The sequence below is a fragment of the Robertkochia sediminum genome, from assembly GCF_016786255.1.
GTDB classification, from domain to species: Bacteria; Bacteroidota; Bacteroidia; order Flavobacteriales; family Flavobacteriaceae; genus Robertkochia; species Robertkochia sediminum.
This window is the reverse complement of sequence record NZ_JADMKT010000080.1, coordinates 247,851-273,289: the sequence shown is the minus strand read 5'-3', so window position 1 is coordinate 273,289 and position 25,439 is coordinate 247,851. Positions and strand designations below refer to the sequence as shown.

Below are 25,439 nucleotides of genomic sequence, written 5' to 3'. Positions count from 1 at the left end.
TCATGTAGATTCCCGCTCTACGATAGAAGTGTGCACGTATTCGGTTGTGTAATCGGGCTCATCATCGCCTTCGAATTCCAGCCGGTCAATAAGTAAGCGTGCTGCGCGTTCGCCGATCTCCTCCCCGTGCTGACTCACCGTAGTAAGTCCCGGATTACTGCTTCGGGAAATGATCCCATCGGTAAATCCGATCACAGAAACATCTTCAGGACAATTCAGACCTTGCTTTTGTGCCGCCTTAATGGCAGAAACCGCAAAGAATTCGGTTACCGCAAACACACCGTCAACCTTATTCTCCTGAAATAATTTCTCGATATCTTCAAATCCTTCGTAGAAATCCTCAAGCTTAACAATGAGGTTTTCATCGACCTCGATACCCGCATCGGTCAACGCCTTCTTATATCCTTCGGTACGCTGTAACCCAACACTACTCATATAATCGGGCATGGTGAGAATGGCAATGCGCTTACGTCCCTGATCGATCAGGTACTTGACGGCATCATAAGACCCTTCAAAATCGTCGATGATCACCTTATCGCATTCCACCTCTTTGGTCACCCGGTCGAACATCACCACCGGCATCCCACGGTTGATCACCTCACGAATGTGGTGGTAATCTCCCTTACGCTCGGTACCCTGAGAAAGTGCCATGATGAATCCGTCGATACTTCCGTTGGCCAACATCTGCATGTTGATCACCTCTTTTTCAAAGGTTTCGTTCGACAAACAGATGATCACATTATACCCCCTTTGAGCGGCGTATTGCTCGATTCCCGTAGTGATCGACGAAAAGAAGAAGTGCTGTAGCTCCGGAAGAACGATCCCGATATTCTTGGTTTGCTGGTTTTTTAAACTAAGTGCAATGTTATTGGGCTTATAGTTGTGCTCCCTGGCAAACTCCTGGATCATTTTACGCGTCTTTTCACTGATCTCCGGACTATCTTTTAATGCCTTGGATACCGTGGATATCGATACGTCAAAACGCTTCGAAATTTCCTTAAGGGTCATCTTCTTTCTCATGATATGTGACTATCGGATTTTGATTACAACCAAAAATAAAGCATAATCTTTAAAACCCTTTTATTTTTATGAGGTTGTTTGTATTTTTTAGTATGAAATGGACATTACCCATACTATTTATGGGGGTATTGGTATTGAATTGCCAACCTCCCCTTCCTGATGGCCTGGAAAAGCTCACCTATTTACCCGATGTCATGAGAGAGAATTCAGGAATGGAGGTCATTCCCGGCAGTGACCTTATCTGGATGATCAACGATTCGGGCAATAAGGACCACCTCTACGGCCTGAACGTACAGGGGAGCATAGAAGCGAACATCAACATCAAGAATGCCTCTAACCGCGATTGGGAAGACCTTACCGCCGATGAAGAGGGTAATCTCTATATAGCCGAGATCGGGAATAATAATTTCAATCGTGACGAACTCTATATCTACAAGGTTCCGAATCCCGGTTCGAATCCTCCCGATGAGCTGAAAGCGGAACAGATCGAGTTCACCTATCCCGGTCATAAAAAAGACCAGCCTTATAATGCAGAGGCCCTGGTGTACTTCAAGGGAAAGCTATACATCTTCACAAAGAACAAAACGGACGAAAAGAAGGCAGTGACCTATGTTTTCTCGGTACCGGCTACTCCCGGAACCTACAAGGCCAGACCTGTTGGCAAGACCACCCTTTGCGACTCCGGAAGTTCCTGCAGGGTTACCGCTGCAGACATCAGCCCGGACGGCAAAACACTGGCCTTGCTCAGCCACGATAAGATCTGGTTATCGGAAAATCGTTTGGAGCAAGATTCCATAGCGCCGTTCAGCGCTATAGACCTAAAGCACCGCACCCAAAAGGAAGGTATTTGCTTCCCCGATAATGAGACCCTGTACATCTCTGACGAGCGGGATCATGGAAGTGGTGGGATTTTGTACAGGTTTAAGCTTAATACTGAGGATTGAGCAAAACCACCCCGGCCTACGGCCACCCCTCCTTTCCAAGGAGGGGAATAGCTCGTGTCTTTAAAAGCAGAGAACTAAATACAGTATATTTTCTGTATTTTTATTAAATGGGTTCGCATTACAACCGAAAAAGTCAAAAGAAGTTTAGGCAAGAACTTCGCAAGCAAAGTACATTTTACGAAAATCTTTTCTGGGACAGATTACAAGGAAAAAAATTAAAAGGGAGGAAATTCAGGCGGCAAGCAGGATTTGGTAAATACATCGCTGATTTTTACTGTCCTTCTGAAAAAATAATAATAGAATTAGACGGTCCTTATCACAGCACTGAGGACAGGACGCTTGAAGATCAAAAGCGAGATTTATTCTTTGAAAAATCAGGAATAACTGTAATACGTATTTCAAACCCGATCGATAGGGAAGCATTTGAAAAGGCCTTAGATTTGATTTCAAGTCACTTCTCTGACGATTAGAATTTAAATTATCCCCCTCCTTTCCAAGGAGGGGTGGGCACTGCGATAGCAGTGGTCGGGGAGGTTTACACCACCATCAGGTTACAGCCGCGGATATCACTATTATCAAAGCGGCCAAGTACTTCAAAACCATTTTCCTGATAACGCCCAAGGTCCTGGGTAGCGATAAAGGAACAGGAATGAATATTAGCGAGGTCGATCACGTTGATGCCGCCCGTCTTCCCTTTCTCCACATAGGCAAAGGGATCTTCCATATCGCGAATAAGCACCTTCATCCAGGGCGGAGTCTCAAAGAGTCCGTTACCCTTAGAATACGACTGGCTCAACAATTCGGTCATTCCGTATTCCGAATGAATGGCTTCCAGACCAAAACCGTTTTTCAGGATCTCATGAAGCTCGGCGCGGATAAGCTCCTTGCGTCGCCCCTTCATGCCCCCGGTTTCCATAACGATGGTATGATTTAGGGAGAACCTATGGGTTTCCACGAGATCGAGCAGGGCAAAGGAAACACCGATCAGGAGCACCTTTTTCCCTTCAGCATCCAGACGTTTCAGTAAGGTGGCAAGGGTATCCAAGTCGTGGAGGAAAAAGCCGCTTTCCGGATAAGCAGAACGCCGGATCATATCATTCACCATATAGATAAGCGAAGAGCCTTTACGCTCGAGATAGGCAGGCAATAGCGCCAAGACAACATAGTCCTCAACCGCACCGTAAAAACGTTCAAATCCGTCCCGGAAACTCATCTTATAGACCTCGGGATCGAGCACATAGTGCGAGCTCGTCTTACTCCCCGTAGTCCCGCTACTGGTAAAGATCTCCTTTGCCATTCCTTCGGCGGAAACCACCTTGTGGGTCTTAAAAAAGTCAATAGGCATAAAGGGAATAGATTCCAGGTTGGTTACCGTCCCGGGGGTGCGCGATAATAGATCACAAAACCTTCGGTACACCGGGTTATTCAGGTACTGATACCTGTACACCTCCAGGGTGGCCCGGGTGAAATCTGCATTTCCGTTGATCTGAAATATTTTTCGGGTATCCATAGTAGTTACAGGCTACAAAAGTAGCCAAAATAAAAAAGCACCCCGAAGGGTGCTTTTCAATATTTCTACAAACAACTAATGCTTACAGAGAAGCGTCTTTCCAGCTCCAGTTGCTGATATCTACAGCAGTACCGTTAGCGAATACATTGTCGGTAGCATTGGCTACTGGAGTACCATCGATGATCACGTTGGTCGTAGGACCTTCGTTAGGCATATCAAGGTTCGTATCGTATCCTTCGATATAAAGGTTCTCGAAAGTAGCTCCCGACTGCTTCTTGAACTGAAGTGCGAGACCTCCTACAGAAGAAACAGCAGTGAAGTTTACAAGTTGTGGGTTAGCATTGTCTCCATCGGCCTCAACAGCAGTAGAAAAACCGGCAAGGGTGTGAGAAACATAGGTATTGGTAGCAGTTCCGCTCCATCCTTCTGTCCAGTCTACAGCATCATCCTCAAGGTTCTCAAGGTAGATATTGGTAGCGTTAACTGTACCTCCGAAGAATTCAACTCCGTCATCAGCACCGTTAAAGATCGCGATGTTCTCAACAGTAGTACCTGATCCTACAGCGTAGAAAGAGATTCCGTTGTACTGAGACTCAGAGTTGATCTGTGCTCCGGTTCCGTAAAGTACAAGGTTTTGGATGCTTCCTGAAGAATCGGCATCGTTATCACCTCCGTAGATGAATCCACCTACCTCTGCAACAGCATCGATACCGGCAGTAGTGGTAGCATCACCACAGATGGTCAATCCACCCCAGTCACCAGGATTCCCGCTGGCAGAAGCCATCACTACAGGATTGGTTTCGGTACCTTCTACATTGATAGTTGCTCCTTTAAGCACAGCGATGTACACATCGGTACCTCCGTCACGGGCAGTGATCTTAGTTCCAGCAGGGATGGTCAAAGAAGCACCAGCCTCAACGATGTATGAAGAGTTAAGCGTGTAAGCCACAGAAGCGTCAAGAACAACATCTCCGGTTACAGTTCCCTGAAGAATGTTCCCTTCAACAGCGTCACGGTTAGACACCCAGTCAAATTCGTTAACATCTACAGTAGGAGCAGTCGTATAGGTTTTACCCGGGTCTGCATTTTCACCTTCGATCTGAATATTAGCAAGCTCAGTATCGGTTGGGTTTCCGGGATCGGCAGCATTTGGAAGATCTACTGAAGTATCATATCCGGTAAGTGAAAGACCGGTGATCGTCGCACCAGACTGCTTCTTGAACTGAAGGGCAAGACCTCCGGTCTCAGACACAGCAGTGAAGTTATTGATCGTAGGGTTCGCGTTATCTCCGTCAGCCTCAACAGCAGTAGAGAAACCAGCGATAGTGTGAAGCACGTATGTATTGGTAACACCACCGTTCCATCCTTCAGTCCAGTCTACAGCGTCATCCTCGTTGTTCTCCAGGTAGAGGTTGGTTACAGAAACCGATCCTCCGAAGAACTCCACTCCATCGTCTGCCCCGTTAAGGATAGCCACGTTAGAGATCGAAGTCCCTGAACCAACAGCGTAAAGTGAAAGTCCGTTGTACTGCGACTCAGAGTTGATCTGAGCTCCGGCTCCTTCGATGATCAGGTAATCGATAGACCCTGAATTGTCGGCAGGATTAGCCCCCCCGTAAATAAGTCCACCTACTTCTGCAACAGCATCGGCACCGGCAGTGGTCTCTGCATCACCACAGATCACTAAACCTCCCCAGTCACCGGGGTTTCCGTTGCTAGAAGTAAGTACTACAGGATTGGCTGCAGTTCCCTGGATGTCGATCATCCCTCCTTTTTGTACTACGATATAACGATCTGTACCTCTCTCAGAAGTAATGGTCGTTCCCGCAGGAATGGTAAGCGTAGCTCCGGCTTCTACAGAAAGAATTCCGGTAAGCTCGTAAGGAACGGCTGCATCAAGGGTGGTATCTTCTGTGATGTCACCCACCAGTTCGTTTTCAGGCTCGATGATCGGTGGATCGGTGATCACACCTTCGTCATCACTACAACCTACGATTGCGAAAGAGGCAAACAAAGCTGCTACTGCACTGATTTTAAGAAATGATTTTCTCATGATTAAAATAATAAATGAAGATTAAGAATTATTAGTGATTTGATTATTGATTAAAAGTCGTATTGTACTCCAAGGCTGAATACCGAACCATTGGTATACGACCTTACGATCTCATTGGTTTCAACACCACCGTTAGGTTTCACAAATTGTGTTCTCTGAATATCCGGATTCAACAGGTTGAGTCCTCTTAATTGCAGGTTCCAGTGCTCTCCGATACGCTTACCGAGTACCAGGTCAAGGGTAACAAAACCTTTTTCGATGATCTCGTCATTGTATTCGGTCTCGCTCTCCTGCTGGTTAAGCGGTGCCCCACCAAGTGAGAAGATCTTATCTGAAGAATAGTTTGCTGTAAGTGCTGCTGTGAACGGATTCTCAGACTTAGCTTCAAAGTTCAGGGTCCCGTTAAAGATCCAGTCGGCAGCTCCCTGCAGTCCGGTCTCGGTCTTCCCTTTATAACGGAAGGTCTGAACGATCCTTCCGGTTTCAGGATCTACATTCTCTTTAAGATCCTGGTTGTGCCACATACGGGTAGCGTTCATGCTCAACCCAAGGTCTACGCCTTGCTTTTCCTCTTCTGATTTAAGCAGGTCAAGTCGACTCTCGAATTCCAGTCCGAAAACTTCTGCTTTCTCACTGGTGTTGAAATAAGAGAAGATATTCGATGCCCCTCTTGTGATCACACGGTTAATAGGATCCTGGATCTCTTTGTAAAAAGCTGCTAGTGAGATCAACTCACCTCTGCTTGGGAAATACTCCCATTTCAGGTCATAGTTGAAGTTGGTAGAAGCTTCAAGATCAGGATTACCTCTGGTGATCTGTCCGGTCTGAGATACGTATTCGAAAGGAGCGATCTCCTTGAACTCGGGAAGGGTAATGGTACGGCTGGTTGCAAAACGCAGGGCACTGTTCTCCCCAAGGGTATATTTTACGTTAAAACTTGGATAGATATTTTGATACGCTTTATCATTCTCCCCGATACGTCCGGGAATGTTTCCTACGTTGTAAACCACTTTCAGGTCGTCGTCCTGGAAACGGGCTCCAAGGTTGAAGTTCCACTTATCAAGTCCGAGGTTAAAACTTGCAAATCCGGCAATAGACTGTAGATCGGCCTCATAACGGTCAGGCGACTGCACGTTGAAGCTCAGCAACTGGTTTGCAAAGTTAGAGCGGATAAAGATCGATCCCAGATCGTCTATTGAAGGAGGATTCACTGCATCGGTAAAGGCCTCCTCTACCCCGTACACCTGAGAAACGAAGTTACGCTCCTTGTAACGGAAACTACCTCCCAGAGTAAGCGCCATCTTGTAATCGTCTTCATCCTTGAAGGTGATCACGTCTTTAAGTTTGGCGTTGTATTCATCGTCCCCGATCTTTTGAAGGGACTTACGTTGCTGGAATCCACCGGTTCTCGCCAACTGAACTTTCTCTTCATTAAAGTTCACCTCGTTACGAATACGGTTAGGCTCGTCGGCATCTACACGGTTGTACCCGATGGCCCAATCGATCTGATTGTTCTTGAACAGCGGGTGCGTACCCGAAAGCTGGGTTACCCAAAGGCGGGTTTGCTTGATATTCTGGTCTCTGATGAACTGTGAAAGCCCTTCAGCAGGGTTGGTCTCTTCGAAGATCAATCCTTTCCCGTCACGACCGGCCTCATAGAGTTCTCCTCTAAGGGTGTTGATCAAAAGGGTATTAAATTTGATCTTGTTGTTGTAATCAAAGGCATAGGTCGCATCGAAAAGCCCTGAAGTCGTTACATTCTTATTGTATTCGGTAACATCGTTCAGACTATCGTCCAGGAAGTTCTGATCGAACTGCTTGAAGGTACCTTCGCGGTATTGATGCGATGCCGATTGTGACCCTGTGAAGAAAAGCTTTAGTTTCTCTCCGATCTTTTTACCGGCTGTGATAGCGACACTTCCGTTATAAGGAGCAGAAGTGGTCTGGGTGTTCCATGACTGTCCCAGCATATTGTTAAAGGTAAGGTCCTTCTGATCGTAGAAACCTAAGGTCACATCGTCTTCCATTGGAGATACCTTAAAATTATCGGCAACACCATCAGAAAGCACGTTGGTATTAGCACCTCCTCTAACGCGAACGCTAAACTGCTGATCTCCCACAAGCTCCCTTGACGATACATCTACAGTACCTGAAGCCTGATCGGCCACGTTCTCAACGCTATAGGTTTTAGAGATCCCTACATTCTGGATCACTCGTGTTGGGAATAATCCCAGGTCGATATTCTTTCTGTTTACATCATCTGACGGAATTGGAAGTCCGTTAAGGGTGGTACTCAGGTAACGATCTCCGAGTCCGCGAATAAACACGTCTCCGGAACCTTCACTACTGGTAACCCCTGAGATCTTAGTGGTTGCTGTAGCAGCATCAGAAACCCCGATCTTGGTAAGTTGCTGGGCTCCGATACTTTCTTTGATCTCTACAGCCTTCTTTTGATCTAATAATAAAGCAGTTTCTGAATCTCTTCTAACGGTAGTTGTAACCACTACTTCATCGAGGCTTACGCTACCGGCACCTAAAGTGGTGTTTACTTCGGTAACCTTACCTGCCTCTACTACCACTCCGGGGATCTGGAGGGTTTCATACCCTACAAAACTCACTACTACGGTATACGTACCTGGAGCGATATTGGTAAGCTCATACAAACCATCAAAGTCGGTTGTGGTCCCCTTGGTAGTTCCTGCAAGCTGCACATTAGCAAAAGGTAGGGGATCATTGTTCATTTCTTTGTCGAGAATCTTCCCGGCAATAGAACCATTCTGATCTTGGGCAAAGGTTAAGGCGGAAAAAAGCACCGCTGTCAACAATAAAATACGTCTCATTACTTCGTTTAAATGTTCTGGTGCAAATAAACTGCGCTTATCCCGTTAGGATGTTACACGTGAGTTAAAACGCCACGGGGGTGGTGTTACCTTTTTGTTACGATATTAAATCATTGTTAAGCGGTTTTGTATTTTAGTTTTATCTTTACTTTTGAGCATAAATTCAATCATAAATCGTATGAAAAAGAAGGAAATAAAGATCCTTTTAGTAGACGATGAACCGGATATCCTGGAGATCGTAGGCTATAATCTTTCATCTGAAGGCTACCGTGTAAGCACAGCCGAAAACGGAGTGGAAGCCATTCAGATAGCCAAAAAAGAAAAACCTCACCTGATCATCCTGGATGTCATGATGCCGGAAATGGACGGGATCGAGACCTGCGAAAAACTCAGAGCCAATCCGGACCTCAGTAACACCCTTATCACCTTTCTTACCGCTCGTGGTGAAGACTACTCCCAGGTAGCAGGATTTGATGCCGGAGCAGACGATTACATCACCAAACCCATCAAACCAAAACTCCTGACCAGTAAGGTAAAATCCCTGTTGAGACGCCTTAAAGAGCAGGACGAACCTGAAGATGACATAGTAAGGGCCGGAGACATTATTATTAACCGGGACGAATACAAGATCATCCAGGACGGGAAGGAGATCATTCTTCCGAGAAAAGAGTTCGAACTGCTTTCACTACTGGCATCCCGACCCGGAAAAGTATTTAAGCGCGAAGATATTCTCGACCAGGTTTGGGGTAACGAGGTTGTTGTTGGTGGCCGTACCATTGATGTACACATCAGAAAGCTTCGTGAAAAGATCGGCGACGAGCATTTTAAGACCGTTAAGGGCGTAGGGTACAAGTTTGTGCAATAAGCATCATTTCTGCCCCTATACTATATTTCCCTAACTTTGAGGAAAACATACCCTCTTGGCACAAAAATTAAAAAAATCATATCGGTTTGCCCTGAGGTCATCAGCGTACATCACTGGGATAAGCACCTTTTTACTCGCATCCTTCCTGTTCGCTTTTGACATCTTTCACTTATGGGCGGTCCTGGCCTTTTCGGTCTGCCTCTTTCTCATTGCCTTTCTAATCATCCAGTTCAGAGTAGAACGTTTTATTTACAGAAGGGTTAAACGTATCTACGACGATGTGTCCTTACTTGAGCAAAGTGACCTAAACGAGCAACCCGTAACGACCGACATGCAGACTCTAACCAGGGAGATCGAACGTTTTGCCAATAAGAAAAAGGTTGAGATCGAAAGCCTTAAGGTCCGCGATTCCTACCGAAAGGAATTCCTGGGTAATATCTCACACGAATTGAAAACACCCCTGTTTACCGTTCAGGGTTATATCGAAACCCTGATAGACGGCGCCATAGACGACAAGACCGTTCGTAAAAAATACCTACAGCGTGCCGGCAAAGGTTTAGACCGACTGATCTATATTGTTCGCGACCTCGATATGATCTCCAAATTAGAGACCGGTGATCTTCACCTGGAAAAAGAAGACTTCAATATCATAGAATTGGTACAGAATGTTTTCGATATGATGGAGATGAAGGCTGCCAGAAAGAACATCAAACTCACCTTCGACATGAACTATCCGAAACCGATCATGGTTCATGCAGACCGGGAGCGTATTCAGCAGGTGGTCACCAACCTGGTGGTCAACTCCATTAAATATGGAAAGGTAGACGGAACCACCGAAGTAAGTGTGGAAGACCTTATCAAAAATAAGATCATCGTTCGGATTACCGACAACGGAGAAGGTATTGAAGAACAAAATATCCCAAGGTTGTTCGAACGTTTTTATCGTGTAGATAAAAGCGGAAACCGCAAAGAAGGAGGTTCAGGACTCGGTCTTTCTATCGTTAAACACATTATTGAAGCCCACCATGAGCGCATCTATGTGGAAAGTGTATTTGGAGTAGGATCGGAGTTTTCATTTACTCTGGAACGAAGCAAAGACATCAAAGATCCCATGGGTATCGAAGTCGAGGTTAAATCCTCCTAGACCTTTATAGTCTTTCACCCGGTTGAGCATGTCTACTTTAAAAGTATCCTGAGCTGCAAAAGGTACCAACCCCTGCTCGTCGAGTCTCTTTGCAAGATACTCCTGTTCGTATTGACCCGGTGTGGGTATAAAGAAAGCCTTCTTTTCGAGCTTAGCGAGGTCCATGATGGTCGTATAGCCCGAACGACAAAGTGCCAGGCTGCTTTTACTGAAGGCTACCTCGAGTTGTTCAGAATTCATAAAGTTATAAACCTTCATATGCCCTTTAGACATTACGGTTTGCCTGGCTTCTATTTTCCCGCGCACAAAGAGCACCTGCCCTGCAAAGTCCTGCAGCTCATCCAATAACCTTTCCTCCAACAGGGTCCTCTGGGGCTCCGGCCCGGAAAGCAGTACGAAGAGATCGTATTTTACCGGCAGTTCAAGCTTCTCCAACCGGCTTAATGGACCTAAGTAACGCACGTCGTGAAGCGGCCTGTCGGGATGACCAAGGACACCACTAAGATTAGGCTCTCCTGCCGTATCCGGCACCCAGCACACATCGAACTTACTGATATACCGTTGGTGGATCGCCGTACTTATGGCACTGGTATTTCCACTGAGCACATTTAACTGATGGGTCATAAATACCGAGGGTACTTTTTTGGAATACACACCCAGTCGGTTATCAGAGATGATCCCATCTAACGCCAGGTCCTTTACCAGTTTTTTAACCAGCTTGCGCTCCTTGGCCACCGCCTTCATCATTTTGGGCGAATTGAGCAATAACTTCCACTTAAAGTACCCTGGTTTTTTGGCGTATTCCACCTGATAGCCCGGCAACTCGACAAATTCCAGATCATCAAATTCGGTCTTCAGCAACTCCAGGGCTACCCCGTCTGAAGCGATCACAGGATCAAATCCGTTCGCTTTGAGCTCCCTGATGATCGGGATACACCGAGTGGCATGACCCAACCCCCAGTTAAGGGGCGCTACGAGTATTCTTTGCATCTTTCTCATTACTGGTAAAATAACCGGATTTTTCCATGAGAAAGATTTCGTTAATTTTGCCATTAAATTAAATAATTGTTGTGGGCAGTAAGAACAAGCTAAAGCGATTCAGAGAGAACGAGAGTTTCTCAAATGTTATCCAGCCCTCGAGAGAGACGGTAACAAACAACCAATTCGAATACAAAGGCAAATGGAGCGAGTTGTATTTTAAGAACAACAACCCTATCGTGCTGGAGCTCGGGTGCGGAAAAGGAGAATACTCGGTGGGAATGGCCCGCAAATTCCCTGAAAAGAATTTTATCGGGATCGATATTAAAGGTGCCCGTTTTTGGAGGGGAGCAAAAACAGCCCTGGAGGAAAATCTGGAGAACGTGTGCTTTCTGCGCACACAGATCGAACTTATCGAAGACCTTTTTGAGGCCAACGAAGTCGATGAGATCTGGATCACCTTCCCAGACCCACAGATCAAATACAAGCGCACCAAGCACAGGCTTACCAACAAGATCTTTCTCGACCGCTACAGAAATATCCTGAAACCCGGTGGTCTCGTTCACCTGAAAACCGACAGTGAATTCATGCATGGATATACCCTGGGTCTTTTACACGGGCTTGAAGAAGAAGTGCTTTACGCCAATCACGACGTCTATAAAAATCACGGCAGCCCCGAAGAAGTGACCACGATACAAACCTTTTACGAAAAGCAGTATCTTGAAGAAGGGAAACCCATAACCTATATCAAGTTCAAACTACGCTAATGGTACATCACATCATCCTGTTCTTTGCAACCTTCTCGGCCGCACTTATGGGGGTGGTCTTTCCCGGCCTCATCAATATCTCAGCAGCTCGTACCGGAGCCAAAAGAGGTAAGCAGGGCGGGATCATTTTCTCAGCCGGAGCTTCGGCAACCGTGGTGATACAGGCCTATATCGGAGTACTAATTTCAAAATACCTGTACAACAATCCGTTCGTGATCGACATTCTCCTGAAGGTCGCTATTGTGGTTTTTGCCTTCTTTGCCGTGTACTTCCTGGTGATCGCCAACAAGAATAAGGTAAAGAAGAAAAGAGTAGTCAAGATAAAGCGCAAGAACCTCTTTTTTAAAGGCATGCTCATTTCCTTTTTCAATGTGCTGCCCATAGCGTATTTCTGCGGACTCAATGCGGCGTGGAACGTATCGGGGTGGATCAAGTTCGAACTTGCCGACATTCTCATCTTTATTCTTGCTGCAGGCTTAGGCACCTTCGCCATGTTGTATATGTATGTGTTCTACTTTGACAAGCTGGAAGCAAAAACCGATTATTTCTCCCGTTATTCCGACTACATTCTCAGCGGACTTATGGGCGTTTTACTCATCATCACCCTGATCCGACTGTTCTATGCCGACCTATAGCGATAAAAGCATATCCTTTTTCCAGAAGGTCTATGAAGTCGTAAAGCTCATACCTTACGGCAGGGTAACCTCTTATGGGGCAATTGCCCGCTATCTGGGTAGCGGCGGAAGTGCCAGAATGGTCGGATGGGCCATGAACGCATCCCACAACAGGGACGATGTTCCGGCACATCGGGTGGTTAACCGTTCCGGCCTTCTTACCGGGAAACACCATTTTCAGGGCACCAATCTCATGCAACAACTTCTGGAAAGCGAAGGGGTGGAGATCGCCAATGACCAGGTGCAAAACCTGGACAAATATTACTGGGACCCAAACACCGAACTAAGCAACGATTTCTAAGGCTCTTCAGGTCGATTTTATGTACTTTTGTGCCGTTCAGTTCCCTAAACCATAAAGAACAACAATTCACTCATAGATGCCCCGAATAGCACCATTTTCATTATGTGCCAACGAAAGTGTATCTTTGCAATTTAGAATGAGTTTAAAAAAGAAACGCTGAAAATCACCAGGACATAACCCTATGAAAATCAATAAAAAAGATGTTATTGCTGCGCTGGAAACGATCTCTGCTCCCGGAGAGGGCCAGAACATGATCGAGAGCGGAGCAGTAACCAATGTAGTTTGTTTCGCAGATGAAGTTGTGGTAGACATCACCATTAACAATCCGAGCTTACAAGCCAAGAAGAAGACCGAAGTAGAGATCCTCAAGACCATTCACGATAAAGTATATCAAAAGGCTAAGGTAAAAGTGAATGTCAAAGTGGAGGCTCCCGAAAAAAAACCGGAGATCAAAGGAAAGGCCATTCCGGGGATCAAGAATATTGTTGCGGTAGCATCAGGAAAAGGAGGGGTAGGAAAATCTACCGTTACCGCCAACCTGGCTGTATCCCTCGCCAAAATGGGCTTTAAGGTAGGATTACTTGATGCCGATATTTACGGGCCGTCCATGCCTATCATGCTCGATGTTGACGGACAGCGCCCACTGGCAGTAAACGTAGATGGAAAATCAAAAATGAAGCCGGTAGAGAACTACGGGGTTCAATTACTCTCCATAGGTTTTTTCACCCAACCTAATCAGGCAGTGATCTGGAGAGGCCCTATGGCTGCAAAGGCCTTGAACCAAATGATCTTCGATGCCGATTGGGGAGAACTGGATTTCCTTCTGCTCGACCTGCCTCCGGGAACCGGAGACATTCACCTGAGCATCATGCAGTCGCTTCCGATCACCGGAGCTGTTGTGGTGAGTACACCTCAGAACATTGCCCTTGCCGACGCGAAAAAAGGAGTGGCGATGTTCCGTCAGGACAGCATCAATGTTCCGGTACTGGGTATCATAGAAAACATGGCTTATTTCACTCCGGAAGAGCTACCTGAAAATAAATATTACATCTTCGGAAAGGAAGGTGCCAAGAACCTCGCAGAAGACCTTGAAGTGCCATTCCTCGGAGAGATCCCGATCGTACAAAGTATTCGTGAGGCAGGAGACTACGGAAGACCCGCAGCGCTGCAAACCGAAACCCCTCTGGCAGAGGCCTTCGAAGAACTTACGAGAAACGTGGTTCAGGAAGTAGTGAACAGAAACACCAGTTTACCACCGACAGAGGCGATCAAGATCACCACTATGGCCGGTTGTTCTGCCGTTAATAAAAAATAGCACATGACCTCAGAAGAAATCAAAATTAACGTGGAAAAGGCGCTGGCAGAGATCAGACCCTTTTTACAAAATGACGGGGGAGACATCTCCCTGGTAGCCATTGAAAATGACAAATTCGTTAAGGTCAGGCTCGAAGGCACCTGCGTCGGGTGTAGCGTAAACCAGATGACCCTGAAGAGCGGGGTCGAAATGACCATAAAAAAATACGTCCCCCAGATCGAACAAGTTGTTAATGTAGAGTGATCTGTTACGACTAAGGGCATGACCCGGGTAAACGCAGTCCATAAAAAAGCGGTGTTAACCCTTTATGCTATATAACAGATCAGGACTTATGTCCTAAAAAGATTACACTATGATCAAAACAGACATCTTAATAATCGGAGCCGGTCCTACCGGACTTTTTACCGTATTTGAAGCCGGATTATTAAAACTTAAATGTCACCTTATCGATGCCTTGCCTCAACCGGGAGGACAGTGTGCAGAGATCTACCCGAAGAAGCCTATCTACGATATCCCCGGATTTCCCGAGGTTTTGGCAGGTGACCTGGTAGACAACCTCATGGAACAGATCAAACCTTTTGACCCGGGATTCACCCTGGGAGAAAGAGCAGAAACCATTGAGAAACAAGAAGACGGTTCATTTATCGTAACCACCAATAAAGGTACGAAACACCACGCTCCCGTGGTTGCTATTGCCGGCGGACTCGGAAGTTTCGAGCCGCGTAAGCCACTGCTCGAGAACCTGGATAAGTTTGAAGATAAAGGGGTTGAATACATAATCAGAGACCCGGAGATGTACCGCGACAAAAAGGTGGTGATCGCCGGTGGTGGTGACTCTGCCCTCGACTGGAGCATCTTCCTGGCCGATGTGGCCTCTGAGGTAACCCTCATTCACCGACGCAACGAATTTCGCGGAGCCCTGGATTCTGTAGAAAAGGTAGAAGAACTTAAAAAGCTCGGTAAGATCAACCTGATCACCCCGGCAGAAGTTACCGAACTTCACGGAGAAGACCACCTGGAGGCGCTTACGGTAGAAAGAGAAGATGAAAAGATACGCCTGGAAACCGATCATTTTATTCCGCTTTTTGGGCTGTCCCCCAAATTGGGGCCTATTGGCGACTGGGGACTGGAGATCGAGAAGAATGCTATCAAGGTAGACAACACACTGGATTACCAGACCAATATCCCGGGAATCTATGCTATTGGGGATGTGAACACCTACCCCGGAAAACTGAAGCTTATCCTGTGTGGTTTTCACGAAGCTACCCTGATGTGTCAAAGTGCGTATAAGCTTATCTATCCTGAAAAACGTTACGTGATGAAATACACCACGGTGAGTGGTATTGACGGATTTGATGGAACAAGAAAGGAAGCCGAGAAAGCCGTGATCAAAACGATCAACTAACTCGGTATCACAATATTGCATAAAGCCCTGTGAAAGCAGGGCTTTTTTTATTTACTTTTGCGCATTATTTGAGCATTATGTCCGATATCAATATAAAGATCACAGACCGCGAAGGTGTTGTACACGACGTACAAGCCCCTACTGATATGGGGATGAACCTGATGGAACTATGTAAAGCCTACGAATTGCCTGTAGAAGGTACGTGCGGAGGCATGGCCATGTGTGCATCCTGCCAGATCTATGTGCACTCAGATCACCCGCTGCCTGAAATGACAGACGACGAAGACCTGATGCTCGCCGAGGCCTTTCACGTTAAAGACAACAGCCGACTTGGCTGCCAGATCCAGATCACCGAAGCGCTTGAAGGCCTGGAGATCGAGATCGCCCCTGAAGTGTAGAAATCTTTGTTCGTACAGGAATACAGAAACATGTTAACCTGATCTATCAGACCAAACGCTCGGGCCTGCGCTTTGATCAATAAAGGTCAATGGCTGTAGGACCTTCTAAAACCGTGCGTCTCACCTGCAGGTAACCTTCCTCTGTTGTATCCAGATTCCACTTGATCAGGGTAAGCTTACCCTGCCAAAGTTCAAGTCCGGTAATGCTCCTGGGGTGCACACAACTCCCATCGTTAAAAAGGGCAGGATCGCCGGGCTCAGGAAATCGCGGACGGTGGGTATGTCCCATGATGGTCACCATATTCCCCATTGAAGCGATCCACTGCTTCATGCGTCTCTCTACCTTAAAAAGCTCCTTATTGTTCTTTGCCGGACTGGTCGGGTCGGAGATCCCAACAACCTGTAAAGGGCGCCATAGCACACGCACCATAAAACGAGCCAATGGCCACATGACATAATTGAACCAGTCGGCCTGATGCCCGTGCACCAAAAACAATTCCCGGCCGGTTTCCGTATGCTTTAAAACAAGAGACTCATGAAATTTTAATCCGGGCATTAAAGCTTCCTCTTCCTGGTTTTCGGGATTGATCCAGCTTTGATAATGCTTTTTAACTACTTCATTATTGCGATACAGCACATCGTGATTCCCGTAAAGCATATGTAAACGGCCCTTGTTATAGAAATCTCTGAGTAAAAAGAAGATGTTCTTATGGGCTTCGAAGATGTCTTCGAACTTACTCTCCCAAAGCTCGTCGCCATCACCCAATTCGATATAGGTAAACCCCTCCCGGTAATACTGCTTGAGCGCGTGGAAATAGATATTACGATTATTGGCGAATTCATCGGCAAAACTGTTGTCTCCCCTGTGGCAATCGCTAAAAAAAATAAAACGCGAATCATCGTCAAAGGGAATCACCTTCGCGTTCTTATAAGCCCTGTTAAGCCTGTTGATCGTTGACATTCTTCCGAAGTTATATTTACACGTTCAGGTGTTTTAAAAGATAAGGACCTGTAATGCCAGGTGCTCCCAGTCTGCTTAGGAGGAATGATGAATTATAAATGGTGAATGCATTCACGTCTCACTCCTGTCGCTTCACCCTTAACTCATCACTCTTCACCCTTCACCCTTCACTCCTAAAAATACAAAACTTAAACACCACCCTCTCCTTCCGTCAGAAGAAATACCTCTTGAACGGGATATACCGTACTTCAGTCAGGATAACGTAAATAGGCACGACATATACACCCCCTTCTTTCAAATATGCATTTCACCGATGAAAATGCGCTTTTAATCGTGTGTCATGGAAGTTCATGGACACCTCTCAGACCAATGGGTCGGAATATCGTAATTTTAGTATATGAGAAGAAAACAACTCCAGGAATCGCCCTTAGACATTAACATTAGCTTCAATATGCTATTAAAGCGTTACGAAGACCTCTTAACGGAGTCTGCGGACCCTGAGTTGATCGATCATGCAAAAAAGGTACTGGCTGTTGCCGAAGCCTATCCTGAGTTGCGGGAAGGCACCAGTGACCTCAACCGCATTGCCGAGCTAAAACCTCAGATCGACCTGATCCTGAGAGATTCTTTTAGTCCGATACTCACCCATAACGAGATCAAAACTGCCGGAATCCCCTTCGAGGGCCTCATTTTCAAATCTTCTCAGCGATTCGACGACATCTTAGCTAAAGCTCCGGACGACTATGAGTTCGAGATCAGGAATATGCCGGAAGGCCATATCTACATTATGGCCTGTAGTGTGATATTGAAGGCTCAATACGGCATTGACGTGCAGTTTCGCCGCCCATTATACTTTGACATCCCCGATGAGCAGGGTATCTTGAAGCACTACCGCATTACCTACAATGCCGATTTTGTGGAATTACTGCCAACAGATAAGGCCAAAGAACTTACCCCGGAAGACATCGAAGAACTCATTGACGGATTCAATGACCTTGAATTATGGAAAGAAAAGATCCCACCGGGCAGTTGGCTGTTCAAAGGCTTTGTGATATCAAATATCTTTGATGTGACCCTTGACAATGCCATCTCTGAGTTAAAGACCTGGCTACTCAATTCAGACAGTGAGCGGTTTACCGATGTCTCTGTATTTCAAAAGATCTTCCAATCGCTCTTTGGGATCAAAGACCTGCATGTAGGCTTCCTCAACTACGACCCCGATCTGGATACCTTTGACCAGGTGAGTCATGAGGTTCCTTGTTTTATGCTCGACAAGGAAAACAACGATTGCCATTCAGTCATGTGCAGAGACTTTAAAGACAACATCCTCAATAAACACGAGTACTTTGCGATCTCCAATATTGATAAATACCATGAGGTTTCCAACGGAGCTGAGCCCTATGCCTCTTATTTCCGTCAGGGATTCAAGAGTGCGATACTTGCTCCCATCACCCATAAAGGACAACTACTGGGGGTACTCGAATTACTTTCTCCCAAAACTCACCAGCTAAATAGTGTTAATGCACACAAGCTTACCGATATCATGGCCTTTATCGTTGCCGCTACCATCCGCACAAAACAGGAAAAGAAAAACCGTATAGAAGCCATTATCCAGAACGAATACACCTCCCTTCATCGAAGTGTACGCTGGAAGTTCGTCAAGGAGGCAAAACGCTACCTCTCCGATCTGAACAACGGAATAACCACCTCCCTGAAAGACATCACATTCAAGGAAGTATATCCGCTGTACGGACAGATCGACATACGCAACTCTTCGGTAGTTCGAAACGAGGCCACCAAAAAGGACCTGGGAGACCAGCTAAATGCGCTTAAGGCCATATTCAGGGAAGCGATCACCAGCCAGGGACTTCCTATATATGAAGAGTATATTTTTCAGATCGATAGTTTCCTGAACGAGATCAACAAGAACTTCAGAACAAATTCTGAAGCCCTCATCACCGAATTCCTCGAGAATGAGATCCATCCGGCTCTGGAAGCTGTAGCCGCACTTAACAACGACCTCAGCAACTTAGTGCAGGCTTACAGAAGTGAGCTCAACGATCCGGTTAAAATGTATTATACGGCCAGGCAACGATACGACACCACCGTAAAGCGTATCAATAAGGAAATGGCCCGGGTGATCGATGAAAAACACAAGGAAGCCTACGCCATGTTTCCTCATTATTTTGAGCGTTACAAAACAGATGGTGTAGAGCACAATATGTATATAGGCCAGTCTATTGCCAATAACCGCAAATTCGAAGAGGTATACCTGCAAAACCTCAAATTATGGCAATTACAGACCATGTGCCATATGGAAAATATGTATTACAACCTCAAACCGCAGTTAGCGATCCCCATGGAGGTCGCTTCCCTGATCCTGGTGCACAGCTCCCCCTTATCGATACGTTTCCGCATGGACGAAAAGCATTTTGATGTAGACGGCACCTATAACGCGAGGTATGAGATCCTTAAAAAGCGTATTGATAAGGTACACATCAAGGGAACTAAAAAAAGGGTGACCGAACCCGGAAAGATCACCATAATCTATTCTCAAAAACAGGAGGAAGCAGAATACCTGAGGTACATCAGGCTTTTACAGGCCAAACAAGTGCTTGCGCCCAACGTTAAGATCCATGAATTAGAAGATCTGCAAGGGGTAAGCGGACTCAGAGCGATCACCGTTGGGATACTCTACAAAAAAGAAGATCAAAGTCCGCTGCTGAGCTACGACGAGCTCATGGAAGAGATCTCCAAATAAAAGATCCGCCCCTGAATCAGGACTTCCGCCATCAGCCGTTAGCGAAGTTCACATAGGCCATAATAAAGCTCACCACAGAGATGATCGTACCGATGAGAAAAACGGTATAGGTCATTCGCAGCAATTTGTATTTTCTTCCCAAGACGAGTCCGAGGTTATAGAGATCCCGTGTTAAGGCCTCGTAAATATCATCGTTGTTATGGATGAGTTCACTAATGGCCTCCCGATACTGATCGTATGGCATTCCGAAGAAGGTCCCGAAAAACAGCAAATTCACCTTTTTTGCTTTGACATCGGCTTCTGTGAACTTCCCGGTAGTGATATTAGGACGAGTGGCCATAATAGCGAATATAATGGAGATCACGCTAAAAAAGAGCAACACCATGGTGGGGATCACCAGGAATTTATTGCTGGGATTATCGAGCTTTGGGATCAGGTTAGAAAGTGCCACCGAGATAATGATCGCATTCACCGACAGGAGGATATTGGCCTTGGTGTCGGCGATCGAGCTCAGTCGTAAATGGTTATTCAACGCGATACGGTACATGGTTTGTACACCGCGATCGGAGTACTCATACTTGTATTTGGCCTTGAGCTTTTCTTTTTTTCCCTTTTTAGCTTCTTTCTTTTCTTCTTCCAGTAAAGCCTTCAGGTTCTCATCCTTTCCCGCCTGCCAAAGTTCCATGGCATAAGGCGTGTAATAATGGTGTTTTGCAGAAAGAAGTTTGATGTTCTCTTCCCTCCAAGCTCCCGGAGAATAATCGGCCTCTCCCCTGCGAAGCAGCTCCAGCCGAAGCAGCTCTGAAGTATCTGCGAAAGAAGGCCTTCCTAAATGGGAACAATCGGCATCCCGCAGGATCTTTTGCGGCAAGGTAACCGGCTCAATATCCAGGTTGGTGGCCATGATCATATCACACACCCTGTCTACACGCCCTGGATCTAACCCTTCCTTTTGCAACACTTCCCGGGCGATCACGCAACTTGCCGCTTCGTGTTTAGCGGCATCAGATACATAGCCAGTATCGTGAAGCCAGGCGGCGAGCAGGAGGTCCTCTTGCTCTTCAGTACTCAGTTGTTCGGCATTTTCTATAAGAACTTTCGTATTTTTAACCACACGTTGCGTATGCCTGAGATTGTGATACAGGAAGTTTGGATCCAGCTTATTAATGAGCAGATCGGTTACAAAATCTTGTGTTCTTTGTACGAGTTCAGACATAGGGAAGTGTACTTTTTAAAAACATAATATTACGAAATAAATAGCTAATGAACCTGATGCGCAAAGGCCACTTCACAATACTATGCTTCTTCGCCCTGGCCGTAATCTCCTGTGCCACCCACGAATTGCGCTTCAGCGATGACCATATTGATCCTACCCCGGCTACTGAAGACCCGGCCCTAAGCATCTATTTGCTTGGCGATGCAGGGAACTCCCCTGCAGGCGGCACAAGCAAGGGTATTACAGCATTTCAAAAAGCGATCACCAAAGGCCATAAGAATGACCTCCTCCTTATCCTTGGAGATAATATTTACGAGAAAGGTATGCCTTCAAAAAGCCATCCGGACAGGGCATTGGCAACACATCGCCTGCAAGTACAACTGGAGGCCGTAAAAGATTTTAAAGGAAAGATCGTAGTGATCCCGGGGAACCACGACTGGTATTCGAATCTGAGCGGACTAAAAGCCCAGGAGAAGTTTACCGAGAAATACCTCGACCACAAGGATGTTTTTCTTCCGGAAAACGGTTGCGGCCTTACGGAGGTCGATATCGACGGGAACACCCACCTTATCGTGATCGATTCACAATGGTATCTCGAAGATTGGGACGAGCACCCTACCATGAACGACGATTGCGAGATCAAAACGCGGAAACGCTTTTTCACCGAATTCGAAAGCATGCTCAAAAAGCAGGAAGGTAAAACGGTGGTGATCGCCATTCATCACCCACTGGACACCTACGGACCCCATGGAGGTTACTTTTCTGCCCGAAAGCACCTTTTCCCCTTTCAGAAAAACATCCCGCTACCGGGACTTGCCTCCCTCATTGCCATTACCCGAAGCGCAGGAGGGGTGAGTCCGCAAGACCTTCAAAATCGGTTCTACCGCCAATTTACCGATCGCATTAAGACCATTGTTAGCAATGCCCCGGTAAAACCCGTTTTTGTTTCCGGCCATGAACACACGCTACAGTATATCGATGGAGGATCTTACAAGCAGATCGTTTCCGGATCGGGATCGAAGACCGCCGCTGCCCGCCAAACCAACAACGCCGTATTCACCTATGGCTACCAGGGCTTCGCCAGGCTCGACATCCATACCGATGGCTCTTCAACTGCGCACTTCTACGGCACAGAGAACGACCAACCGATTTTCAGCACCCGCGTTTTCCCACCGAACGACCAACCGGAGATCCCACCCTATCCGGCCGTATTCCCCGATTCGGTTAGGGCGGCTGTGTACCCTAAGGAAGCCTGGGAGGTTTCCGGAGTGCACAAAAGCCTGTGGGGAGACCATTACCGGGAACTTTACGGCATCGAGGTCCTTGCCCCTACCGTCAGGTTAGACACCCTTTACGGTGGTTTAACCCCGGTGAGAATGGGAGGCGGACACCAATCCAAAACCCTTCGCCTTCGCGACAGTGCCGGCCGCGAGTACAATATGCGGGCATTAAAAAAGAGCGGGGTGAAATTTTTACAGACGGTCGTGCTCAACGATAAGAACCTGAGCACCGAAGACCTTACGGGTACACTTCCCGACAAGCTCCTGATGGATTTCTTTACTGCAGCCCACCCGTACGCATCTTTTGTGGTCCCTGAGCTCTCCAGGGCTGCAGGGGTTTATCACACCAATCCGCGGCTCTTTTACATCCCAAAGCAATCGGCCCTGGGAACCTATAACAATCGCTATGGCGACGCCCTCTATATGATCGAAGAACGCCCGGGCGATGCTTTCGCCGGAGCGGTCAATTTCGGGCAGCCCGATGAGATCGAAAGCACCGATAAGCTCTATGAACAGTTACGCGAAGACGAAGAAAATCGCCTTGATGAAAACAGCTACCTTCGGGCTCGTTTGTTCGATATGCTAATTGGAGACTGGGACCGCCATGGCGATCAGTGGCGATGGGCAGAATTCCATAAAAAAGGCGGTAAGGTGTACCGGCCAATACCAAGAGACCGCGATCAGGCCTTTTCCGACTTTGATGGGGCCCTTTTATCTACGGCACGTACGCTGGCTGCACCGGCAAGAATGGTACAGCGCTACGAACCGGAAGTCAACAACCTGGCGTGGTTCAACATAGAGCCCTTACCCATGGACAGGGTACTCATACAACAAAGCACCAAAGAAGATTACCTGCGGGAAGCTACCTACCTTCAGGAGCACCTCACCGATGCCGTTATCGAGAATGCCTTTAAGCAGTTCCCAAAGACCATAGCAGAACACCCGGGTACCGCAAAACTTATTACCACCCTGAAAGCCCGTCGCAACAACCTGCAGCAGATTGCAAAGGACTATAACCTTCTGCTTTCTGACCTTGTAGTCTTGCACGGCACAGATAAAGACGATCTTGTTTTAGTGGAACGACTAGCGAACAAAAAAACAAGGGTAAGCATACGACGCATCAAAGACGGTGTACCGGCCGATACCCTGGTTTACAAAACATACAACCCCGAAGAAACCAAAGAGATCTGGATATATGCCCTGGATGACGACGATGTGATCAGGGTGACAGGCAAGGGACAAGCCGGTACAATGGTACGTATTGTTGGCGGACAAAATAATGACATCTACCATATTGAAAATGGCAAAAGGGTAAGGATCTATGACCACAGATCGAAACCCAATACGATCAAAGAACACCAAGGAGGCAAGATCAGGTTTACCGACCAATACGACCTGAACCATTTTGACTTCAACAAGAACAGGAACAACAGCAAAGCCATCCTGCCAGGCATAGGCTTTAACCCCGATGCCGGGATCATTACCGGGTTGAGTTACACCCGGACCCATAACGGCTTTGAAAGGAACCCCTTTACCACAAAGCACAGCTTTAGCGCCTACTATCACTTTGCTACCAACGGATTAGAATTCAATTACGACGGAGCGTTTGCCGGGGTCTTTGACCGGTATAATCTTATTGCCGGCGGACGAATCACCAATCCCACATTTACACGTAACTTCTTTGGTTTCGGGAGTAATACGTCTAATGAGGGCGAGACACTGGGATACGACTATTATCGCGTAAACATGAGCCATGCCAATGCCTATGTCGGACTCTCAAGCACTTCCGACTACGGAGGCAGCTGGAGGGGCTCTCTGGCCTTTGATGCCTTCGAGATAGAAAACAATGAGGATCGATTTCTAGGAACAATAGATAATACGCCGGAATTCTACGACTGGAAATACTTTCTAAACCTCAACAGTAATTTCAGGTTCGAGAATTACGACCAACCTTTGAATCCGCGAAGAGGCATGCTGTTTCAACTGGAAACAGGGTATACCTACAACCTGAAGGATAGCGATCACGGCGTATTCTATTTGAAGCCAAAATGGGAGATCTATTACAACCTTACGAGCGACAAGGCGCTGGTACTTAAAACCAATATCTCAGGTCATGTGAACATCGCCAACGACTTTGAATTCTACCAGGGGGCGTTTTTGGGGGGTAACAGCGGACTCCGCGGGTATCGCCTGAATCGCTTTACCGGGAGAAATGCCATGGTGATCAACGGGGATCTTCGGTATAATTTCAAACCTTTCAGAACAGGAGTTTTACCCTTGCAAATGGGAATTTATACGGGGTACGATCTAGGAAGGGTATGGCATCCAAATGATACATTCAACACCTGGCACGATTCATATGGTGGCGGGATCTATGCCGTGGCCGGGAAACTACTTGCCTTCAGACTGGGCTATTTTATATCTGATGAAGACCAGCGGTTTGGCTTCGGACTCGGATTTAATCTTTAAGGGGGATATGGGTTGCAACCCCATCAATGGTGAATTGGTTCTTTTTCTTCCAATAGGCTTCAACACCTTCCTCACCCAGTTCTTCGGCCCACTCCCGAAGTTCTTCCCTGTCGCCCTCATACGCCATCAAAGGAACCCCCATACCGCAGGAGGTTTGAAGCAGGTCTACTTCCATATCGATAAGTTGCCTGCTCCCGGCGATCTCAGGAAACAAGCCAATGTGCTCTTTATAGGCAGCATCCTCCGGATGATACACCTTAGCCTTCCCATAGAGCCTTAGGATCATTGGAGCGCCCTCAAAGGCACAAAACATAATGGTAAGGCGGTTCTTATTAAGTAAATGGGCCGCGGTTTCATTACCACTACCGGTAAGGTTAAGCCATATGACCCGGTTAGGACCAAGTACGCGGAGGGCATCCATTCCTTTGGGAGAAACATTTACCCGACCATCTTCCATGGCCGTCCCCGTGAAAAAGATCTTCTGCTTTTCTATGAAAGCCTGTAGTCTTGGCGTGATCTTGTCAAACTTCTTACCCAT

At 46.8% G+C, this 25,439-nt stretch carries 21 protein-coding genes; 13 read left to right on the top strand and 8 right to left on the bottom strand.

Annotated elements, in window-relative coordinates; translation table 11 throughout:
• Positions 1-1,020, bottom strand: coding sequence for a LacI family DNA-binding transcriptional regulator (locus IS446_RS14455; protein WP_203061468.1), 1,020 nt, complete (start codon positions 1,018-1,020; stop codon positions 1-3).
• A 92-nt stretch (positions 1,021-1,112) separates the two neighbouring features.
• Between IS446_RS14455 and IS446_RS14450 the strand changes: the two genes are divergently transcribed.
• A complete protein-coding gene (locus tag IS446_RS14450; RefSeq protein WP_203061467.1) occupies positions 1,113-1,964 on the top strand; it encodes a hypothetical protein in 852 nt (283 codons plus the stop codon).
• A 107-nt stretch (positions 1,965-2,071) separates the two neighbouring features.
• Positions 2,072-2,434, top strand: a complete 363-nt coding sequence (locus tag IS446_RS14445; RefSeq protein ID WP_203061466.1) for an endonuclease domain-containing protein — start codon at positions 2,072-2,074, stop codon at positions 2,432-2,434.
• Positions 2,435-2,499: 65 nt separating this feature from the next.
• Here the strand turns inward: IS446_RS14445 and IS446_RS14440 are convergent, their stop codons facing one another.
• From IS446_RS14440 to IS446_RS14430, 3 genes are all read right to left on the bottom strand, one after another.
• Positions 2,500-3,474, bottom strand: a complete 975-nt coding sequence (locus tag IS446_RS14440) for a LuxE/PaaK family acyltransferase (protein ID WP_203061465.1) — start codon at positions 3,472-3,474, stop codon at positions 2,500-2,502.
• An 82-nt stretch (positions 3,475-3,556) separates the two neighbouring features.
• The gene (locus tag IS446_RS14435; RefSeq protein ID WP_203061464.1) at positions 3,557-5,527 is read right to left on the bottom strand and encodes a hypothetical protein; all 1,971 of its coding nucleotides are present in this window, start codon (positions 5,525-5,527) and stop codon (positions 3,557-3,559) included.
• 50 nt (positions 5,528-5,577) lie between these two features.
• Positions 5,578-8,367, bottom strand: coding sequence for a TonB-dependent receptor (locus tag IS446_RS14430; RefSeq protein WP_203061463.1), 2,790 nt, complete (start codon positions 8,365-8,367; stop codon positions 5,578-5,580).
• A gap of 178 nt (positions 8,368-8,545) precedes the next feature.
• Here IS446_RS14430 and IS446_RS14425 point away from each other — a divergent pair, with 178 nt between their 5' ends.
• Both IS446_RS14425 and IS446_RS14420 read left to right on the top strand, forming a co-directional pair.
• Positions 8,546-9,232: a response regulator transcription factor gene (locus IS446_RS14425; protein ID WP_203061462.1), complete on the top strand. Its 687-nt coding sequence runs from the start codon at positions 8,546-8,548 to the stop codon at positions 9,230-9,232.
• A 55-nt stretch (positions 9,233-9,287) separates the two neighbouring features.
• Complete coding sequence (locus IS446_RS14420; protein WP_203061461.1) at positions 9,288-10,376, top strand: sensor histidine kinase; 1,089 nt, start codon at positions 9,288-9,290, stop codon at positions 10,374-10,376.
• Here the strand turns inward: IS446_RS14420 and IS446_RS14415 are convergent.
• Complete coding sequence (locus IS446_RS14415; protein WP_203061460.1) at positions 10,305-11,375, bottom strand: glycosyltransferase; 1,071 nt, start codon at positions 11,373-11,375, stop codon at positions 10,305-10,307. The two genes, IS446_RS14420 and IS446_RS14415, sit on opposite strands and share 72 nt — an antisense overlap.
• Before the next feature lie 71 nt (positions 11,376-11,446).
• Here IS446_RS14415 and trmB point away from each other — a divergent pair, with 71 nt between their 5' ends.
• The 7 genes from trmB to IS446_RS14380 all read left to right on the top strand — a co-directional run bounded on the left by trmB (position 11,447) and on the right by IS446_RS14380 (position 16,214).
• Complete coding sequence (gene trmB, locus IS446_RS14410) at positions 11,447-12,121, top strand: tRNA (guanosine(46)-N7)-methyltransferase TrmB (protein WP_203061459.1); 675 nt, start codon at positions 11,447-11,449, stop codon at positions 12,119-12,121.
• Complete coding sequence (locus tag IS446_RS14405; RefSeq protein ID WP_203061458.1) at positions 12,121-12,756, top strand: LysE family transporter; 636 nt, start codon at positions 12,121-12,123, stop codon at positions 12,754-12,756. Before trmB ends, IS446_RS14405 begins: the two co-directional genes overlap by 1 nt.
• Positions 12,743-13,096: an MGMT family protein gene (locus IS446_RS14400; protein WP_203061457.1), complete on the top strand. Its 354-nt coding sequence runs from the start codon at positions 12,743-12,745 to the stop codon at positions 13,094-13,096. Before IS446_RS14405 ends, IS446_RS14400 begins: the two co-directional genes overlap by 14 nt.
• Before the next feature lie 181 nt (positions 13,097-13,277).
• Positions 13,278-14,411, top strand: a complete 1,134-nt coding sequence (locus IS446_RS14395) for an Mrp/NBP35 family ATP-binding protein (RefSeq protein WP_203061456.1) — start codon at positions 13,278-13,280, stop codon at positions 14,409-14,411.
• A 3-nt stretch (positions 14,412-14,414) separates the two neighbouring features.
• Positions 14,415-14,654: a NifU family protein gene (locus IS446_RS14390; RefSeq protein ID WP_203061455.1), complete on the top strand. Its 240-nt coding sequence runs from the start codon at positions 14,415-14,417 to the stop codon at positions 14,652-14,654.
• Between the two features lie 109 nt (positions 14,655-14,763).
• Positions 14,764-15,816, top strand: coding sequence for an NAD(P)/FAD-dependent oxidoreductase (locus IS446_RS14385; RefSeq protein WP_203061454.1), 1,053 nt, complete (start codon positions 14,764-14,766; stop codon positions 15,814-15,816).
• 77 nt (positions 15,817-15,893) lie between these two features.
• Positions 15,894-16,214 carry a 2Fe-2S iron-sulfur cluster-binding protein gene (locus IS446_RS14380; protein WP_203061453.1) on the top strand — a complete coding sequence of 107 codons (321 nt, stop codon included), beginning with the start codon at positions 15,894-15,896 and terminating at the stop codon, positions 16,212-16,214.
• 76 nt (positions 16,215-16,290) lie between these two features.
• Here the strand turns inward: IS446_RS14380 and IS446_RS14375 are convergent, their stop codons facing one another.
• Positions 16,291-17,175: a metallophosphoesterase gene (locus tag IS446_RS14375; RefSeq protein ID WP_203061452.1), complete on the bottom strand. Its 885-nt coding sequence runs from the start codon at positions 17,173-17,175 to the stop codon at positions 16,291-16,293.
• Between the two features lie 397 nt (positions 17,176-17,572).
• Here IS446_RS14375 and IS446_RS14370 point away from each other — a divergent pair, with 397 nt between their 5' ends.
• Positions 17,573-19,936 (top strand): GAF domain-containing protein, encoded by a 2,364-nt coding sequence (locus IS446_RS14370; protein ID WP_203061451.1) that lies wholly within the window; start codon positions 17,573-17,575, stop codon positions 19,934-19,936.
• Between the two features lie 31 nt (positions 19,937-19,967).
• Here the strand turns inward: IS446_RS14370 and IS446_RS14365 are convergent, their stop codons facing one another.
• Positions 19,968-21,152 (bottom strand): Pycsar system effector family protein, encoded by a 1,185-nt coding sequence (locus IS446_RS14365; RefSeq protein WP_203061450.1) that lies wholly within the window; start codon positions 21,150-21,152, stop codon positions 19,968-19,970.
• 47 nt (positions 21,153-21,199) lie between these two features.
• On the opposite strand from IS446_RS14365, the gene IS446_RS14360 reads away from it, so the two are divergent.
• Positions 21,200-24,901, top strand: coding sequence for a metallophosphoesterase (locus IS446_RS14360; protein WP_203061449.1), 3,702 nt, complete (start codon positions 21,200-21,202; stop codon positions 24,899-24,901).
• On the opposite strand, the gene IS446_RS14355 is transcribed toward IS446_RS14360, so the two are convergent.
• On the bottom strand, positions 24,891-25,439 hold the full coding sequence (locus IS446_RS14355; protein WP_203061448.1) for a pyridoxamine 5'-phosphate oxidase family protein: 549 nt from the start codon (positions 25,437-25,439) through the stop codon (positions 24,891-24,893). The two genes, IS446_RS14360 and IS446_RS14355, sit on opposite strands and share 11 nt — an antisense overlap.